At 73.3% G+C, this 17581-nt stretch carries 12 protein-coding genes and 1 pseudogene; 11 read left to right on the forward strand and 2 right to left on the reverse strand.

What is annotated here, in order from left to right; all coding sequences use genetic code 11:
- Position 1: 1 nt before the first annotated feature.
- The 4 genes and pseudogenes from ACFZDE_RS16610 (at position 2) to ACFZDE_RS16625 (ending at position 6863) form a co-directional block, all read left to right on the forward strand.
- The gene (locus ACFZDE_RS16610; RefSeq protein ID WP_391200364.1) at positions 2–1249 is read left to right on the forward strand and encodes a glycosyl hydrolase; all 1248 of its coding nucleotides are present in this window, start codon (positions 2–4) and stop codon (positions 1247–1249) included.
- Positions 1246–3249 (forward strand): annotated as a pseudogene (locus tag ACFZDE_RS16615) (endo-beta-N-acetylglucosaminidase). Before ACFZDE_RS16610 ends, ACFZDE_RS16615 begins: the two are co-directional and overlap by 4 nt.
- Positions 3250–3275: 26 nt before the next feature.
- Complete coding sequence (locus ACFZDE_RS16620) at positions 3276–6290, forward strand: glycoside hydrolase family 38 C-terminal domain-containing protein (protein ID WP_391200365.1); 3015 nt, start codon at positions 3276–3278, stop codon at positions 6288–6290.
- A gap of 99 nt (positions 6291–6389) precedes the next feature.
- Complete coding sequence (locus tag ACFZDE_RS16625; protein ID WP_391200366.1) at positions 6390–6863, forward strand: carboxymuconolactone decarboxylase family protein; 474 nt, start codon at positions 6390–6392, stop codon at positions 6861–6863.
- Between the two features lie 69 nt (positions 6864–6932).
- Here the strand turns inward: ACFZDE_RS16625 and ACFZDE_RS16630 are convergent, their stop codons facing one another.
- Positions 6933–7640, reverse strand: coding sequence for an FCD domain-containing protein (locus ACFZDE_RS16630; protein ID WP_391200367.1), 708 nt, complete (start codon positions 7638–7640; stop codon positions 6933–6935).
- A 212-nt stretch (positions 7641–7852) separates the two neighbouring features.
- Between ACFZDE_RS16630 and ACFZDE_RS16635 the strand changes: the two genes are divergently transcribed.
- From ACFZDE_RS16635 to ACFZDE_RS16650, 4 genes are all read left to right on the forward strand, one after another.
- Entirely contained in the window at positions 7853–9187 is a 1335-nt protein-coding gene (locus tag ACFZDE_RS16635; RefSeq protein ID WP_391200368.1) for an enolase C-terminal domain-like protein, read from the forward strand.
- Positions 9184–9939 carry an SDR family oxidoreductase gene (locus ACFZDE_RS16640; protein ID WP_391200369.1) on the forward strand — a complete coding sequence of 252 codons (756 nt, stop codon included), beginning with the start codon at positions 9184–9186 and terminating at the stop codon, positions 9937–9939. The genes ACFZDE_RS16635 and ACFZDE_RS16640 overlap by 4 nt, the downstream gene beginning before the upstream one ends.
- Positions 9936–10931 (forward strand): aldo/keto reductase, encoded by a 996-nt coding sequence (locus tag ACFZDE_RS16645; RefSeq protein WP_391200370.1) that lies wholly within the window; start codon positions 9936–9938, stop codon positions 10929–10931. The genes ACFZDE_RS16640 and ACFZDE_RS16645 overlap by 4 nt, the downstream gene beginning before the upstream one ends.
- Before the next feature lie 112 nt (positions 10932–11043).
- Positions 11044–11877, forward strand: coding sequence for an amidohydrolase family protein (locus ACFZDE_RS16650; RefSeq protein ID WP_391200371.1), 834 nt, complete (start codon positions 11044–11046; stop codon positions 11875–11877).
- Here ACFZDE_RS16650 and ACFZDE_RS16655 read toward each other — a convergent pair.
- Positions 11865–13286: a lipase maturation factor family protein gene (locus ACFZDE_RS16655; protein WP_391200372.1), complete on the reverse strand. Its 1422-nt coding sequence runs from the start codon at positions 13284–13286 to the stop codon at positions 11865–11867. The genes ACFZDE_RS16650 and ACFZDE_RS16655 overlap by 13 nt on opposite strands.
- A 152-nt stretch (positions 13287–13438) precedes the next feature.
- Between ACFZDE_RS16655 and ACFZDE_RS16660 the strand changes: the two genes are divergently transcribed.
- From ACFZDE_RS16660 to ACFZDE_RS16670, 3 genes are read left to right on the forward strand one after another with little or no spacing between them, the layout of a single operon-like run.
- On the forward strand, positions 13439–14551 hold the full coding sequence (locus ACFZDE_RS16660) for a DUF6777 domain-containing protein (protein WP_391200373.1): 1113 nt from the start codon (positions 13439–13441) through the stop codon (positions 14549–14551).
- Positions 14552–14601: 50 nt separating this feature from the next.
- Entirely contained in the window at positions 14602–16689 is a 2088-nt protein-coding gene (locus ACFZDE_RS16665; protein ID WP_391200374.1) for a SpoIIE family protein phosphatase, read from the forward strand.
- Between the two features lie 22 nt (positions 16690–16711).
- A complete protein-coding gene (locus ACFZDE_RS16670) occupies positions 16712–17575 on the forward strand; it encodes a DNA-formamidopyrimidine glycosylase family protein (RefSeq protein WP_391200375.1) in 864 nt (287 codons plus the stop codon).
- The last annotated feature ends 6 nt before the right edge of the window (positions 17576–17581 follow it).

The following is a 17581-nucleotide window of genomic DNA, read 5'->3' on the forward strand; positions in this document are numbered from 1 at the left end:
CATGCCTCCTGCCGTGCGCTTCGGCGTCAACTACACCCCCAGCGAAGGGTGGTTCCACCACTGGCTCGACTTCGACCTCGACTCCGTGCGCGCCGACCTGGACTCGATCGCCGCGCTGGGCCTGGACCACATCAGGGTCTTCCCGCTGTGGCCGTACTTCCAGCCCAACCGCACGCTGATCCGGCCCCGGGCCGTGGAGCAGCTCGTCGCGCTGGCCGACGCCGCCGCCGAGCGCGGCCTCGACGTCAACGTGGACGGGTTGCAGGGCCACTTGAGCAGCTTCGACTTCCTGCCCGCCTGGACGCGCACCTGGCACCGGCGCAACCTCTTCACCGACCCGGACGTCCTCGACGGCCAGGAGAACCTCCTGCGCACGCTCGCCGCCGCCCTCGCCGACCGGCCCAACTTCATCGGCATGACCCTCGGCAACGAGGTCAACCAGTTCTCGTCCGGCCCCCACCCCGACCCCGACCGGGCCACGCAGGGCGAGATCGACACCTGGCTCACCCGCATGCTCGCGGCCTGCGAGGAGGGCGCCCCGGGCCGGCTCCACCTGCACGCCGAGTACGACGCGACCTGGTACCAGGACGACCAGCCCTTCACCCCGGGCCAGGCCGCCCGGCACGGTGCCGTCACGGCCGTGCACTCCTGGGTCTTCAACGGCACCGCCCAGCGCTACGGCCGTACCTCGGTGCCGAGCGAGCACCACGCGGCCTACCTCGTCGAGCTCAGCAAGGCCTGGGCCGACGACCCGCACCGGCCGGTCTGGCTCCAGGAGGTCGGCGCGCCCGCGCCGCTGGTCCCGCCCGAGCACGCCGCCGCCTTCACCGAGGCCACCGTGGCGAACGCCCTGGACTGCCCCGGCCTGTGGGGCATCACCTGGTGGTGCTCCCACGACGTCTCCCGCAGCCTCGCCGACTTCCCGGAACTGGAGTACGGACTCGGCCTGCTGACCAACGACCGGGGGCCCAAGGACACCGCCCGGGTGCTGGAACGGGCGGGGCGGGAGCCGTCGTACACGCCCGCGCGCCGGACGACCGCGCTCGTCGTGCCCGCCGACCCGGCCGTCCGCTCCCGGTGCGCCCCGGGCGGGCCCGTCTTCGACGCCTGGTTCCGGCTGGTCGCCGACGGGGCCCGCCCCACCACCGTCCTCGACACCCGGGCCGCCGACCGGGAGCACCTGTCCGCACGAGGCATCACCGAGACCGTCACAGCCGCCCAGGTCCTCGAAGGAGGCATCCGCCCGTGACCCCCACCAGACGCACGGTCCTGCTCGCCGGCGCCGCGGCCGCCCTGTTCCCCGCCCCGCCTGCGACGGCGGCGCCGCGAGCCGCCGCCCAGCCGTACGCGTCCTACTGGTACCCGGACTCCCTGCCCGAGGGCAGCCCCGGACCCGGCATCACCTGGCGCAGCCTGAAGTCCTGGCGCGCCGACACCGACCCGGACCTCGCCTTCAACGCCGCGTCCGTGCCCCTGGCCCGCCGCTTCACCCCGGCCCCCGCCAACCCGACCGCCCGCGTCGACCAGGCCCGCATCCAGTCCCTGGTCTCCTTCGGTCCCACCGCGAGCAACCCCTCCCAGGGCTCGGCCACCGCCGACTACTACGCCCTCACCCACTGGGCCTACATCGACGAGCTGGTGTTCTGGGGCGGCTCGTCGGGCGAGGGGCTGATCCTCGCCCCGAACGCGCCGATCGTGGACGCCGCCCACCGGCACGGCGTACCCGTCCTCGGCAACGTCTTCCTGCCGCCCGTCGCCTACGGCGGGCAGCTCCGGTGGACCCGCGACCTCGTGCAGAAGGACGCCGCCGGGCGTCATCCGCTGGCCGCCCGGCTGGTCGCGGTCGCGCAGGCCCACGGGTTCGACGGCTGGTTCGTCAACGCCGAGACCGGAGGCGGGGACGCCGCGCTCGGCCGGGACATGCTGAGCTTCGTGAGGGAGCTGAAGTCCCTCGCCGCGGCCAAGGGGCAGCGGGTCACCTGGTACGACGCGATGACCGTGAACGGCGCGGTCAGCTGGCAGGGCGCGCTGAACGCGCAGAACGAGGCGTTCTTCCGGACCTCCGACGACATGTTCGTCGACTTCCGCTGGTCGGCGGGCAGCCTGGTCTCCTCCGGGCAGCGCGCCGAGCAACTCGGGCGCAGCCGCTACGCGTTGTGGGCGGACGTCGACGTCGAGGCGAACGGCTGGAACGCGTCCGTGCGGTGGGACGCGATCGTGCCGAAGGACCAGGCGCACATCGCCTCGATCGGCCTCTACCGGCCCGAGTGGACCCGCAACCACCTGCCCGCCGACCAGCGGGGCCCGGCCGCCTTCCATGCCGCGGACGACCGGTTCTGGACCGGCCGCTCCCTCGACCCGTCCCGGCCGGACGGAACCGACGGCTGGCGAGCGCCCGCCGTCTCCGTCGCCGACCGCTCCACGATCACCTCCGTGCCCTTCGCCAGTGCGTTCAACACCGGCCACGGGCTGCGCTGGTACGAGGACGGCCAGGTCACCTCGGACGCGCCGTGGAACCACCTGGGGTTGCAGGACCGCCTGCCGTCCAGACGCTGGGCCGTGCACACCGAGGGCGACCGCCCGGCCGTGGGCTTCGACTTCGAGGACGCCTGGCACGGCGGGAGCAGTGTGCTCGTCGACGGCGAACTCGACGAGCCGGCCGTCCTGGACGTGTACGCGACCCGGCTGCCCCTCACCACCGACACGGTCGTCGAACTCACCCACCGGACCGACACCGGCTCGGTCCGCGTCGAGCTGGCCGTCGCCACCGCCGACCCCGACTCGCCCGGGGCGACCCCGCCGTACACGTACATCCCCGTGACGTCGGGCGGCACCTGGCAGACCTCGACCGTGCGGCTCGGCGACCTGACGGGCACCGTCCACGCGATCGGCGTGCGCCTCACCCCGACGGGCGCCGGCGGCCCGGTGCGGTGACGGCTCGGAGGGATCGCCGTGCGGACCGCCTCCCGGGCCACCCCGGCCGCTCCCACGGGACTGCGCGTGAGCGCCGCGTCCGGCGGCGACCTGCGCCTCGTCTGGAACCCGGCCCGCGACACCGTGCGGCACCACACCCTCCACCGCCTCCTGCCCGACGGCACCCGCCACTTCCTCGGCGGCACCTGCCAGCGCGCGTACTTCGTCGCCGGGCTGAAGCCCGAACAGGGCGAGCGGGCCGCACGGTTCGAACTGCGCGCCGTGGGGGAGCTCTACACCTCGTCGGCCCCCGTGACCCTGACCCACCCCTGGTAACCACCCCTCTCTAGGGAGCACTCCGCATGCATGACGACCGCAGCCTGGTCGAAGCCCGCCTCAAGCGCGTCCTCGACGAGCGCGTCCGCCCCGCCGTGTACCCCGAGTCCGTGCCGCTGGACGTCGCGGTGTGGCACGCGCCCGGCGAGCCGGTGCCGGTCGCCGAGGGACTCGCCGCCGAGCCCGAGCCGATCGAGGTGGGCGCCCGGTGGGGTGCTCCCTGGGGCACCAGCTGGTTCCGCGTGACCGGCACCGTCCCCGAGACCTGGGCCGGCCGGACCGTCGAGGCGATCCTCGACCTCGGCTTCGACGAGAACATGCCCGGCTTCCAGTGCGAGGGCCTGGTCTACCGGCCCGACGGCACCCCGGTGAAGGGCCTCAACCCGCGCAACCAGTGGGTCCGTGTCGGCGCCCCCGCAGAGGGCGGGGAGCGGGTGCGGCTGCACATCGAGGCCGCCTCCAACCCCGTCATCCTCGACTACCACCCCTTCCTGCCCACGCAGCTCGGCGACAAGGAGACCGCGGGCGGCGAACCGCAGTACACCCTCGCCCGCATGGATCTCGCGGTCTTCGACGAGACCGTGTGGCAGCTCGTGATCGACCTGGAGGTGCTCGGTGAGCTGATGGCCGAGCTGCCCGTGGAGTCCGCGCGCCGCTGGGACATCCTCAGGGCGGTCGGCAGGGCGCTCGACGCGCTGGACCTCCAGGACGTCAACGGCACGGCGGACCGGGCCCGTTCGTGCCTCACCGAGGTCCTCACCACTCCCGCCGCGCCCTCCGCCCATCGGATCAGCGCCGTCGGGCACGCGCACATCGACTCGGCGTGGCTCTGGCCGCTGCGCGAGACCGTGCGCAAGGTGGCCCGCACCACGTCCAACATGACCGCCCTCCTGGACGACGAGCCCGACTTCGTCTTCGCCATGTCGCAGGCGCAGCAGTGGGCGTGGGTGCGTGACCACCGGCCCGAGGTGTGGGCCCGGGTGAAGAAGGCCGTGGCCGACGGGCGGTTCGTGCCGGCCGGCGGCATGTGGGTGGAGTCCGACACCAACATGCCCGGCTCGGAGGCGATGGCCCGGCAGTTCGTGCACGGCAAGCGGTTCTTCCTCGAAGAGTTCGGCATCGAGAACGACGAGGCGTGGCTCCCCGACACCTTCGGCTTCGCCGCCGGACTGCCGCAGATCATCAAGGCCGCGGGCTCCAAGTTCCTGCTCACCCAGAAGATCAGCTGGTCGCAGACGAACAAGTTCCCGCACCACACCTTCCGGTGGGAGGGCATCGACGGCACCCGGATCTTCACGCACTTCCCGCCCGTCGACACCTACAACTGCTCCATGAAGGGCGGCGAGATCGCCCACGCGGCCCGCAACTTCAAGGACAAGGGCGTCGCCCGCCACTCCCTCGCGCCCACCGGCTGGGGCGACGGAGGCGGCGGCACCACCCGCGAGATGGTCGCCAAGGCGGCCCGCCTGCGCGACCTCGACGGCTCGGCGACGGTGACCTGGGAGACCCCGCGGGCCTTCTTCGAGAAGGCCTCGGCCGAGCACCCCGAACCGCCGGTGTGGGTGGGCGAGTTGTACCTCGAACTCCACCGCGCCACCCTCACCAGCCAGGCGCAGACCAAGCAGGGCAACCGCCGCAGCGAGCACCTGCTCCGGGAAGCCGAGCTCTGGGCGGCCACGGCGGCCGTACGCACCGGGTTCCCCTACCCGTACGAGGACCTGGACCGCATCTGGAAGACCGTCCTGCTGCACCAGTTCCACGACATCCTGCCCGGCTCGTCCATCGCCTGGGTGCACCGGGAAGCCCGGCGCACCTACGAGCGGGTCGCCGAGGAGCTGAACCGGATCATCGAGTCCGCCCAGCGCTCCCTGGCCGGCGAGGGCGAGACCCCGCTCGTCTTCAACGCCGCCCCGCACACCCGGGCCGGCGTCCCGGCGGGCGGTGCGCGCACCCCGGCCGAGCAGGAGCGCACCGCCCTGTCCGACCGCCCCGGCGGCGGGTACGTCCTGGACAACGGCCTGCTGCGCGTCGAGATCGACGCCCGGGGACTCGTGGTGTCGGCGTACGACATCGGGGCCGACCGCGAGACCGTCGCCCCGGGCCGGGCCGCGAACCTCCTCCAGCTGCACCCCGACTTCCCGAACATGTGGGACGCCTGGGACGTCGACGAGTTCTACCGCAACACGGTCACCGACCTGACCGACGCGGACGCGGTCACCCCGGAAGGAGACGGCGTACGGGTCGTCCGGGCCTTCGGCGCCTCCCGCGTCACCCAGCTGCTGTCCCTCACGCCGGGGGAGCGGCGGCTGGTCGTGGACACGGAGGTCGACTGGCACGAGACGGAGAAGTTCCTCAAGCTCGCCTTCCCGCTCGACGTGCACGCCGAACGGTACGCCTCCGAGACGCAGTTCGGGCACTTCCACCGGCCGACCCACACCAACACCTCCTGGGAGGCCGCCAAGTTCGAAGCGTGCAACCACCGCTTCGTCCACCTGGAGGAACCCGGCTTCGGCGTCGCGATCGTCAACGACTCGACGTACGGCCACGACGTGACGCGCACCGTTCGCACCGACGGCGACGGAGGCACGACCACCACCGTCCGTGCCTCCCTGCTGCGCGCCCCGCGCTTCCCCGACCCGGAGACCGACCAGGGCGTCCACCGGTTCCGGCACGCGCTGGTGCCCGGCGCGGGGATCGGGGACGCGGTGCGCGAGGGCTGGCGGATCAATCTGCCGGAACGCCGTCTCACCGGGGCCGCCGAGGTGGCGCCGCTGGTGACGTCGGACCAGGACGCGGTGGTCGTCACGGCGGTCAAGCTGGCCGACGACGGCAGCGGTGACGTGGTCGTCCGGTTCCACGAGGCGTTCGGCGGCCGGGCACGCGCCACGCTCACCGCCGGGTTCGAGGTCACCGGTGTCGCGGCGACGGACCTGCTGGAACGCCCCCTCGCCGACGCGGCGGCACCGGAGATCCGGGACGGGCGGATCGCGCTGCGGCTGCGTCCGTTCGAGCTGGTGACGCTCCGGCTGCGGCGCGCCTAGTGGGCGGCGGGAGACGCAGGTCACATCCGTCCATGTCACATGCCGAGCGGCCGCTGCCTCATAGGGGTGTACGCACCGACAACGGCCAAGGAGCTCACCATGAGCGCACGACTGGACATCTTCGGCAGCCCGAGCGGGAGCAAGCTCGTCAAGCAGTTCACCTCCGTGGGGCGGCTGGTGGTGGAGTCACCGCTGCCGGCCGCCACCCGGGAACTGGTCTCACTGCGGGTGAGCCAGATCAACGGGTGCGCGGTCTGCATCGACATGCACACCAAGGAGGCCACCGCGGCGGGCGAGAGCGCCGTACGGCTCCACCTGGTCGCGGCCTGGCGGGAGGCGACGGTCTTCACCGACGCCGAGCGTGCCGCGCTGGAGCTGGCCGAGCAGGGGACCCGGATCGCGGACGGCGCGGGCGGGGTGCCGGACGAGGTGTGGGAGCGGGCGGCCAAGCACTACGACGAGGAGGAGCTGATGGCGCTGGTGACCCTGATCGCCTTCATGAACACCGCGAACCGGCTGAACGTCATGCTCGAACAGCCTGCGGGCGACTACCAGCCCGGCCAGTTCAAGTAGCCGCGGAGCACCGGCCCCCGAGACGCTCCCGGGGCGTGTCCGCGGACTCCCGCACGGCGCGGACACGCCCTAGGTGGGCCCGAGTTGCGCGCGCAGCCACTGCTCCACCTCGCCCACGTGGGCGGCGGCCGCCGTGCGGGCCGCCTCCGGGTCGTGGGCCGCCAGGGCGCGGTGGATCGCCGCGTGCTCGCGGCGGGTGCGGGCGAAGGCGCCCTCCTCCTGGTAGCCGCGCCAGACGCGGGCGCGGAACGTACGGGACGACAGGCCCTCCAGGATCGCGGCCATGGTCTCGTTGCCCGCGGCCGCCGCGATCTGCCGGTGGAAGGCCAGGTCGTGGGCGAGGATCTCCTCCGGGTCGTCCGTGGCGTTCATCGCCGCCAGGTGCTTCTCCACCTCGGCCAGCTGATCGGGCGTGATCCGGGCGGCGGCCAGCGCCGTCGCTGTCGACTCCAGGATGCGCCGGATCTCCAGCAGTTCCACCAGCCGCGGGCCGCGCGACAGGTCCGCGACGACCCCGAAGGTCTCCAGCAGGTCGCCGGCCTCCAGCTGGGTGACGTAGATGCCCGAGCCGTGCCGGGCCTCCAGGACGCCCAGCACGGTGAGCGCGCGGATCGCCTCCCGCATCGAGCTGCGGGAGATGCCGAGCTGGGCGGCCAGATCGCGTTCCGTGGGCAGCCGCTGGCCGGGCTCCAGCCGGCCCTCGCCGATCATCGCCTTGATCCGCTCGATGGCGCGCTGCGTCACGGTGCCCTTCTGCGGGGCTGTCTCGTCGTCCACGCCACTCCTCCGATCACCGCACTCCGGCGCAGTCTAACCAGCCAGGTGGTCGGACCACTATGAGTCGGAAGCCGGGAGATCCCGCATCGAAGGGTGTTCCGGCGGGTAAGTGGTCTGATAAGTATGCGGACATCTGCTGGCGCCGAGCCGCTGCCGGTCGACGCCCACCCCGGCCCGCGCCGCCTTCCCGCTCCCGACCCGAAAGGCCCTCCGTGTCCCCGACGCCCGCCCGCATCACCGCGGTCGACACCCACGACATCCGCTTCCCCACCTCGCGCGAGCTCGACGGCTCCGACGCGATGAACCCGGACCCCGACTACTCGGCGGCCTACGTCGTCCTGCGCACGGACGCGGCCGACGGACACGAGGGACACGGATTCGCCTTCACCATCGGGCGGGGCAACGAGGTGCAGGTCGCCGCGATCGAGGCACTGCGCGGGCACCTGGTCGGCCGGGACCTGGACACGCTGTGCGCCGACCCCTCCACCCTGAACCGCGACCTGATCGGCGACAGCCAGCTGCGCTGGCTCGGACCCGAGAAGGGCGTGATGCACATGGCGATCGGCGCCGTCGTCAACGCCGTGTGGGACCTGGTGGCCAAGCGCGCGGGACTGCCGCTGTGGCGGCTGCTGGCCGAGGCCGAACCCGAATGGATCGTGCGCCAGGTCGACTTCCGCTACCTCACCGATGCCCTCACCCCCGAGGAGGCCCTGACCCTCCTGCGCCGGGGCCGTCCCGGCGCCGCGGACCGCACGGCCCGCCTGCTGGAGTCCGGCTACCCCGCCTACACCACCTCGCCCGGCTGGCTGGGCTACGACGACGACAAGCTCACCCGGCTCGCCGCCGAGGCCGTCGCCGACGGCTTCCGGCAGATCAAGCTCAAGGTCGGCGCCGACCTCGACGACGACATCCGCCGCTGCCGCGTGGCCCGTTCGGTCATCGGCCCCGACGTGCGCATGGCCGTCGACGCCAACCAGCGCTGGGACGTCGACGAGGCGATCCGCTGGACCAAGGCACTCGCCGAGTTCGACCCGTACTGGATCGAGGAACCCACCAGCCCCGACGACATCCTCGGCCACGCCACGATCCGCCGGTCCGTCGCCCCCGTGAAGGTCGCCACCGGCGAACACGTGCAGAACCGGATCGTCTTCAAGCAGCTCCTCCAGGCCGGAGCGCTCGACGTGGTCCAGATCGACGCGGCCCGGGTCGGCGGCGTCCCCGAGAACCTGGCGGTCCTGCTGCTCGCGGCCAAGTTCGGCGTGCCGGTCTGCCCGCACGCGGGCGGCGTCGGCCTGTGCGAACTCGTCCAGCACCTGTCGATGTTCGACTACGTGGCCCTCTCCGGAACCACCGAAAACCGCGTCATCGAGTACGTCGACCATCTGCACGACCACTTCCTCGACCCGGTGGTGATCCGCGAGGGTCGGTACACGGCACCCACCGCGCCCGGCTTCTCGGCGGCCGTGCGGCCCGAGTCGCTGGCGCGGTACACCTTTCCGGGCGGTGCGTTCTGGGCCGCCGACCTCCGAAAGGAACAGGCTGAATGAGCGACTTCGAGGGCTTGCGGGCCCTGGTGACGGGCGGCGCCTCCGGCATCGGCCGGGCCACCGCCGACCTCCTCGCCGAGCGCGGTGCACAGGTCGCCGTTCTCGACCTGGACCCGTCGCCGGTCGGCAAGCCGCTGCTCGCCCACCACGCGGACGTCACCGACGACCCGTCCGTGCGCCGGGCCGTCGCCGCCGCCGTCGCCGGCCTCGGCGGACTCGACGTGCTGGTCAACAACGCGGGCATCGGCGCCCGGGGCACCGTCGAGGACAACCCCGACGACGAGTGGCACCGCGTCTACGACGTCAACGTGCTCGGCATCGTCCGCACCACCCGCGCCTGCCTGCCCCACCTCAGGGCCTCGGCGCACGCCGCGATCGTCAACACCTGCTCCATCGCCGCCACCGCCGGCCTGCCGCAGCGCGCCCTGTACAGCGCCACCAAGGGCGCCGTGTACTCCCTGACCCTCGCCATGGCGGCCGACCACGTCCGCGAGGGCATCCGCGTCAACTGCGTCAACCCGGGCACGGTCGACACCCCGTGGGTCGGCCACCTCCTCGACGCCGCGCCCGACCCGGCCGCCGAACGGGCCGCCCTGGAGGCCCGCCAGCCCACCGGCCGCCTGGTCTCGGCGGCCGAGGTCGCGGGCGCCATCGCCCACCTGGCGAGCCCCCTGTCCGGCGCCACCACCGGCACCGCCCTCGCCGTCGACGGCGGCATGCAGGGCCTGCGGCTCCGCCCGGAGGCCCGGTGAACCGGCTCGGCCGCAGCAGTGTCGAGGTCAGCGCCCTGTCCTTCGGCGCCGCCGCCATCGGCAACCTGTACACCGAGGTCGGCGAGGCCCAGGCGCACGACGCCGTGGAGGCCGCCTGGCAGCGGGGCATCCGCTACTTCGACACCGCCCCCCACTACGGCCTCGGCCTCTCCGAACGCCGCCTCGGCGCCGCCCTGCGCGACCGCCCCCGAAGCCGGTACACGCTCTCCACCAAGGTGGGCCGACGGCTGGAGCCCTGCGGCGGCACCGGCGACGACCTGACCCACGGGTTCGCCGTGCCCGCCACCCACCGCCGCGTGTGGGACTTCAGTGCCGACGGCATCCGGCGCACCCTGGAGTCGAGCCTAAAACGCCTCGGCCTCGACCGGATCGACGTCGTCTACCTCCACGACCCCGACGAGCACGCCGAACAGGCCTTCCGGGAGGGTTATCCGGCGCTGGAGAAGCTCCGCTCCGAGGGAGTGGTCGGCGCGATCGGCGCCGGCATGAACCAGGCGGAGATGCTCACCCGCTTCGTCCGCGACACCGACGTCGACGTCGTCCTGTGCGCCGGCCGCTACACCCTGCTCGACCAGAGCGCCCTCACCGGCCTGCTGCCCGCCGCCCAGGAACGCGGCACCTCCGTCGTCATCGGCGGAGCCTTCAACTCCGGTCTCCTGGCGAACCCCAGGCCCGGCGCCACGTACAACTACGCCGCCGCGCCCTCCGAGCTGGTGGAGCGGGCCCTGCGCCTGAAGTCCGTCGCCCACCGCCACGGCACCACGCTGCGCGCCGCCGCCCTGGCCTTCTGCGCCGCCCACCCGGCCGTCGCCAGCGTCCTCGTCGGCGCCCGCTCGGCCCACGAAGTACGCGACTGCGCCCACCAGTTCGCCGCCCGGGTACCCGCCGGGTTCTGGCAGGACCTGCGCGCCACGGGCCTGCTGCCCGCCGACGCCCCCGTCCCCGCCGAGCCACCCAAGGAGACGACATGAGAGTCGCCCCGCACACCGAGGTCCGCGCCGACCGCATCGCCGCGTACGAGGCCGCCCACCCGGAGTGCGAGGACTACGCGCGGCTCCTCGCCGAACTGGAGAAGCTGCCGGCATGAGTGCCGTCGACGCCCACCACCACGTGTGGGACCTGTCGGTCCGGGACCAGGACTGGATCAGCGGGCCCGAACTCGCCCCGCTCCGGCGCGACTTCACGATGCGGCACCTCGCACCCGAGGCGAGGGCCGCCGGAGTGGCCCGCACGGTCCTCGTCCAGACGGTCACCGTGCCCGAGGAGACCCCGGAGTTCCTCGCCCTGGCCGACGTGAACGACCTGATCGCGGGCGTCGTCGGCTGGACCGACCTCACCCGCCCGGACGTCGCCGACGAACTCGCCCGGCTGCGCGCCCTCCCCGGCGGGCGCCGCCTCAAGGGCATCCGCCACCAGGTCCAGGGCGAACCCGACCCGGAGTGGCTGCTGCGCCCGGACGTGCGCCGCGGACTGGCCGCCGTCGCCGACGCCGGGCTGGTCTACGACCTGGTCGTGCTTCCGCACCAACTGCCCGCCTGCGTCCGGGCCGCCGCCGCCCTGCCCGGCCTCACCTTCGTCCTCGACCACCTGGGCAAGCCGCCCATCGCCTCCGGCGCGCTCGAACCCTGGGCGACCGGCCTGCGCGCCCTGGCCGCCCTGCCGAACACCGTCGCCAAACTCTCCGGCCTGATCACCGAGGCCGACCCCGCCTCCTGGACCGTCGAGGACCTGCGCCCCTATGCCGATCTGGCCCTGGAGGCCTTCGGCCCGGACCGGCTGATGTACGGCTCGGACTGGCCGGTGTCCACGCTGGGCGCGGCCTACGGCGACACCCTGGACCTCACCCGTCGGCTCACCGACCCGCACGACCACGCGCAGATCCTCGAAACCACCGCCACCCGCGTCTACGGCCTCTGAACCGGCCCCGTCAGCCGCGTCGGCGGCAGGAAGTCCCGCACGTACGTCCGCTCCCAGCACGCACCCGTCTCCCGCAGCTCGCGCCACGTCGTGCAGCGGTACCGGAACAGGCGGGCGCGCACGAACCGCGGGGGCGCGTCCGGCGGGAACGGGGAGCGGCGCAGCAGCTTCAGGGTGGCCCGGTCGTTCTCCAGCAGCCGCTCCACCAGCCGCCCGAACCAGGGGTCGGCGTAGGCGGGGGAGAGGGCCGCGAACCACATCAGCCAGTCCAGCCGCAGATGGTAGGGCGCGAACTGGCGCGGCCAGCGCCGCGGATCGCCCGGCTTGCCCTTGAACTCGTACTCCAGCCAGCCCGAGTCCGCGTGCGGCACCTCGTCCGCGGTGCCCTCCACCACCACCTCGTAGCGCACCCGGCTCACGCTGCCGAACGCCCCGTAGGTGTTGACCAGATGGAGCGGGTCGAAGGAGCGGTTCATGACCTGACGGCGGGAGAGCATGTTGCGGACCGGCCGGTAGCCGAGGCCCAGGAGCCCGACGGACACCGCGAGCACCACCACGACGTACCAGAGCGGCGCGTCGGGCACCTCGGGCGGATCGGCCGGGAACCGCACGGCCGACAGCGCCAGCACGATCGTGATCCAGTTCAGCCAGGCGAAGTTGCCCGACAGCACCAGCCACAGCTGGGTGACGATCATCAGCGACGCGGCGGCCGTCGCGACGGGCTGCGGGGTGAACAGCGCGAACGGCACCACGAGCTGGGTGACGTGGTTCGCGGCCACCTCGACCCGGTGCAGCGGCTTCGGCAGATGGTGGAAGAACCAGCTCAACGGGCCCGGCATCGGCTGGGTCTCGTGATGGTGGTCCAGGCACGTCAGCCGCCGCCAGCACTCGTCCCCGCGCATCTTGATCAGCCCCGCGCCGAACTCCACGCGGAACAGCACCCACCGCAGCAGGAACAGTACGACGACCGGCGGCGCCACCTCGTCGTTGCCGAGGAACACGGCGAGGAACCCGAGCTCCAGCAGCAGCGACTCCCAGCCGAACGAGTACCAGGTCTGCCCGACGTTGACGATCGACAGATACAGCGCCCACGGCACCAGCCACAGCAGCATGCCGCCCCACAAGGGCAGCAGCGAGTCGAGCCCCGCCAGCAGCGCCGCCGACACCGCGCAGCCCGCCCAGCCGCACAGCGCGAAGAAGCGGTCCGAGTAGTGCCACTGGAACAGGCTCGGCGCCCGCCCGAACGGCACCCGCTCCACGAACCGCGGCACCGGCAGCATGCCGCGCCGCCCGATCAGCGGGCGGAACTGGAGCACCGCCGTCAGGAACGCCACCAGGTAGACGGCGGCCAGCGCCCGCTGGAAGACCAGCCGGGTCAGCCAGTAGTCGGACGCGCCGAACCAGTCCACGGGGTGCGGCCTCCTCCCAGTGCGGCGCCCTGCCCGGGCGTCACGCTCCGTGTGCCCCGGCTCCGGTTGCGTGACACAAGTGACCGAAGCAAACAATAGTGACGAACGGCCCCGACCGATTCCGAACGGGCCGAGGTGAGCGGGAGGACGAGGTGCGGACAACCAGCCGGGGCGTCGTCCTGGTCTGCGCGCTCGCGGCCGCGCTCCTCCTCCCGGGCTGCACCGGCCACCCCGCCCGGCACTCCGCCCCCGCCCGCCCCGGCGACGACGCGGACACCCGGGAAGAGCTGCTCCTCCTGCCCGCCGCGGATCCGGGGCCCGACCCCTTCACGGACTCCACGGCCCTCACGGCGGCCACCCCGCCCCCCGGTCCGCGAACGCCCCCTCGCACCGCCGGAGCCGCTCGTGGACCGCGCACCCTCTCCGGCGGGACGCCCGGCCTCTACGGCGGCGCCGAGCGGACCGGCAGCTGTGACATCGGCCGGCAGGTCGGCCACCTCGTCCGCGACCCTGCCAGGGGCCGCGCCTTCGCCTCGGTCGCGGGCGTCCCCCCGGCGGCGCTCCCCGACCATGTGCGCGCGCTGACCCCGGTGGTGCTGCGCGCCGACACCCGTGTCACCGGCCACGGCTACCGGGCCGGGCGGATCACCCGCCATCAGTCCGTCCTCCAGGCCGGCACCGCGGTCCTCGTCGACGACCGGGGCGTGCCGCGCGTCCGGTGCGCCTGCGGCAACCCGCTCGGGCCGCCGGCCGAGTCCCGCGGCACCCCGGTCACCCGAGGCACCCCCTGGCCCGGCTACCGGCCCGGCCGGGTGATCGCCGTGACCCCGGCCCCGCGGGCCGTCTCCGGCTTCACGATCGTCGACGTCACCGCCCGGACCTGGATCGAACGCCGTACCGGCCACGACGTACGCCATGACCGTCCCCTGCCGCCCCCGGAGCCGGATCCCGACCAGGGCGGCGCACCCACCCGGGAGACCCCGGCCGAGGCGAGTCCCCCGGGCGCGGAAACGCCCCTCCCGCCGCCCGAGCCGGAGGAACCCGAGGAACCCGGGGAGATCGAGGACACCGAAGACTCCGCAGACACCGAAGACCCCTCAGACACCGAAGACCCCGACGAGGTCGGCCCCTACGCCGTTCCCGACACGCCCGATCCGCCCGACGGAGCCGGGCTCATCCCCGACGACCGGGCCGCCGCACGCATCCTCGGCAGCCCCACAGGCGTCTTCAGCAACCGGGAGCCGATCCGGCGTCGCGGCTCGTAGACTCAGCACATCCGCTCGAAGAATCGGACGAATCCTGGCAAGGTGGGCCCATGGTTGATCGGGGAGCGAGCGCCCTGTCCCTTCCGGACGACTGGCCCGCCCACCCGGACCCGATTCTCGTGCTGAACCGGATGGGCAGCTTCGACTGGGATCTGGACACCGGCCTGATGCAGATGGACGCCCAGGCCCACGAAGTCTTCGACATGCGCGCCGACGAATACGACGACCACCCCGAGACCCTCGCCAAGCGCGTTCCGCCCGACGAGTCCCGGCGCCTGGACACCGCGGTCTCCCAGGCCCTCAAGGACGGCAGCGAGAACTACGGCGCCTACTTCCGCATCCGCCGCCGCGACGGAACCCTGCGCTGGACCCACACCCAGGGCTACATCCGGCGCGACGGCACCGGGCGCCCCCGCCGCATCATCGGCATCATCCGCGACGCCACCCAGGAACTCGGCGAGAGCGCCGCCCGGCGCGACCAGGCCGCCCAGGACGAGGCCCGCCGCTGGCAGACCAGCGTCGTCGAACTCACCACGGCCGCCCTCGCCCACGCCCGCACCGTCCAGGACGTCATCGACGTCCTCAAGGACACCCACGGCCTCGTCCACCTGGGCGCCACCAGCCTCGTCATGGGCCTGGTCGAGGCCGGCCGCATCCGCCTGGTCGCCGAGGGCCCCGAGGACAGCTTCGTGCCCGGCACCCGTGTCACCCGGATCGACGAGCCCTACCCGATGAGCGAGGCCGTACGGACCCTCGGCCCGTGCTTCATCGAGTCACCGCAGGAGTTCGCCGAGCGCTACCCGATCCTGTGGCCGCACATCACCGACCTCGACATCACCTCGGCCGCCTACCTGCCGCTCATCGTCCAGGCCCGGCCGATCGGCGTGATGGGCCTGCTCTACAGCGACCGGTACGGCTTCACCTCCGAGGAGCGCAACATCCTCGTCGCCCTCGGCAGCAGCATCGCGCAGAGCCTGCAGCGCGCCATGTTCTACGAGCAGGAGATGGACCTCGCGCAGGGCCTCCAGCAGGCCATGCTGCCCCGGACCATCCCGAGCGTGCCCGGCGCCGACGTCGCCGTCCGCTACCGCGCCGCCACCCTCGGCGGCTCCGTCGGCCGGGACATCGGCGGCGACTGGTACGACCTGATCCCGCTGCCCGGCGGCCGGGTCGGCGCCGTCATCGGCGACGTCCAGGGCCACGACACCCACGCGGCCTCCGTCATGGGCCAGTTGCGCATCGTGCTGCGCGCCTACGCCGCCGAGGGGCACCCCCCGGCCACCGTCATGGCCCGCGCCTCCGTCTTCCTGCACGAACTCGACACCGACCGCTCCGCGACCTGCCTCTACGCGGAGGCCGACCTGTCCACCGGCGTGCTCCAGATGGTCCGGGCCGGCCACATCGACCCGCTGGTGCGCCACACCGACGGCTCCTGCCGCCGGGTCACCGTCCCCGGCGGTCTGCCGCTCGGCCTGTCCGCAGAGTTCGGCCGCCTGGACTACCCCGTGGGCACCATAGAGCTCGACCCCGGGGAGACCCTGCTGCTGTGCACCGACGGACTGGTGGAGCAGCCCGGCGCCGACCTCGACGACGGCATGCGCACCCTGGGCGCGCTCGTCGCCACCGGCCCCGACGACGTACGGGACCTCGCCGAGCGGCTGATCGACGTGGCCGACGAGCGCGGCGGGGACGACGACGTGGCGCTGCTCCTGCTGCGCCGGCGCGGCCCCGAGCACCCCCAGTCCGGCCGCCGGCTCCAGCGGCACGTGGCCCCGGGTGACCCCGGGGCCCTCACCGAGGCCCGGCACATGATCCGCACCGCGGTCGCGACCTGGGGAGCGGGTGAGCGCGCCGACGAGATCGAACTGGTCGCCGACGAGCTGATCACCAACGCCCTGATGCACACCGAGGGCTCCGCCGTCGTCACCCTGCGGGCCTTCACCGGCGCCGAGCGCCGGCTGCGCGTCGAGGTGGAGGATTCCTCCAGCGCGCTGCCGCGCCGCCGCGAGGCGGGCGACTCGGGCGTCTCCGGGCGGGGCCTGCTCCTGGTCGAGCTGCTCACCGACGTGTGGGGCGTGGAAGCCCGGGGCGGCGGCAAGGCCGTGTGGTGCGAGTTCGTGGTGCCCGACTCCGGCTGAGGGGGCGTGGCACTCTGGAACCATGCCGGAACTGCCCGAGGTCGAGGCGCTCAAGGACTTCCTGACCGAGCACCTCGTCGGCCACGAGATCGTACGGGTGCTGCCCGTCGCGATCAGCGTCCTGAAGACGTACGAACCACCCCTGTCCGCGCTGGAGGGCAGGGAGGTCACCGCCGTACAGCGGTACGGCAAGTTCCTCGGCCTGCGGACCGCGGACGGCCCGCACCTCGTGACGCATCTGGCGCGCGCGGGCTGGCTGCACTGGAAGGACCGCCTGCCCGACGGGCCGCCCCGCCCCGGCAAGGGCCCCCTCGCGCTGCGCGTGGCCCTGGGGACCGGTGCCGGGTTCGACCTCACCGAGGCCGGCACCCAGAAGCGCCTGGCGGTGTACGTGGTGGCCGACCCGCGGGAGGTGCCGGGCGTGGCCCGGCTCGGTCCGGACCCGCTGGCCGGCGACTTCGACGAGCGGCGCCTCGCGGAGCTCCTGGCCGGCGAACGGCGGCAGCTCAAGGGCGCGTTGCGGGACCAGAGCCTGATCGCGGGGGTGGGCAACGCCTACAGCGACGAGATCCTGCACGCCGCGAAGATGTCGCCCTTCAAGCTGGCCGCGTCACTGAGCGAGGAGGAGACCGGGCGGCTGTACGCGGCGCTGCGCGACACGCTCACCGAAGCGGTCGAGCGCTCCCGGGGCGTGGCGGCCGGGCGGCTGAAGGCCGAGAAGAAGAGCGGGCTGCGTGTCCACGGCCGCACCGGGGAGCCCTGCCCGGTGTGCGGCGACACCATCCGCGAGGTGTCCTTCGCCGACTCCTCGCTCCAGTACTGCCCGACCTGCCAGACGGGCGGCAAGCCGCTCGCGGACCGCAGGATGTCCCGCCTGCTGAAGTGACCGGGG

Source organism: Streptomyces sp. NPDC007929, assembly GCF_042959065.1.
Lineage (GTDB): Bacteria > Actinomycetota > Actinomycetes > Streptomycetales > Streptomycetaceae > Streptomyces.

Bases quoted from the DNA above. Each gene is read 5' to 3' on its own strand.
- ACFZDE_RS16620 (WP_391200365.1), top strand. From the start codon at position 3,276: ATGCATGACGACCGCAGCCTGGTCGAAGCCCGCCTCAAGCGCGTCCTC.
- ACFZDE_RS16640 (WP_391200369.1), top strand. From the start codon at position 9,184: ATGAGCGACTTCGAGGGCTTGCGGGCCCTGGTGACGGGCGGCGCCTCC.
- ACFZDE_RS16650 (WP_391200371.1), top strand. From the start codon at position 11,044: ATGAGTGCCGTCGACGCCCACCACCACGTGTGGGACCTGTCGGTCCGG.
- ACFZDE_RS16665 (WP_391200374.1), top strand. From the start codon at position 14,602: ATGGTTGATCGGGGAGCGAGCGCCCTGTCCCTTCCGGACGACTGGCCC.
- ACFZDE_RS16625 (WP_391200366.1), top strand. From the start codon at position 6,390: ATGAGCGCACGACTGGACATCTTCGGCAGCCCGAGCGGGAGCAAGCTC.
- ACFZDE_RS16610 (WP_391200364.1), top strand. From the start codon at position 2: ATGCCTCCTGCCGTGCGCTTCGGCGTCAACTACACCCCCAGCGAAGGG.
- ACFZDE_RS16670 (WP_391200375.1), top strand. From the start codon at position 16,712: ATGCCGGAACTGCCCGAGGTCGAGGCGCTCAAGGACTTCCTGACCGAG.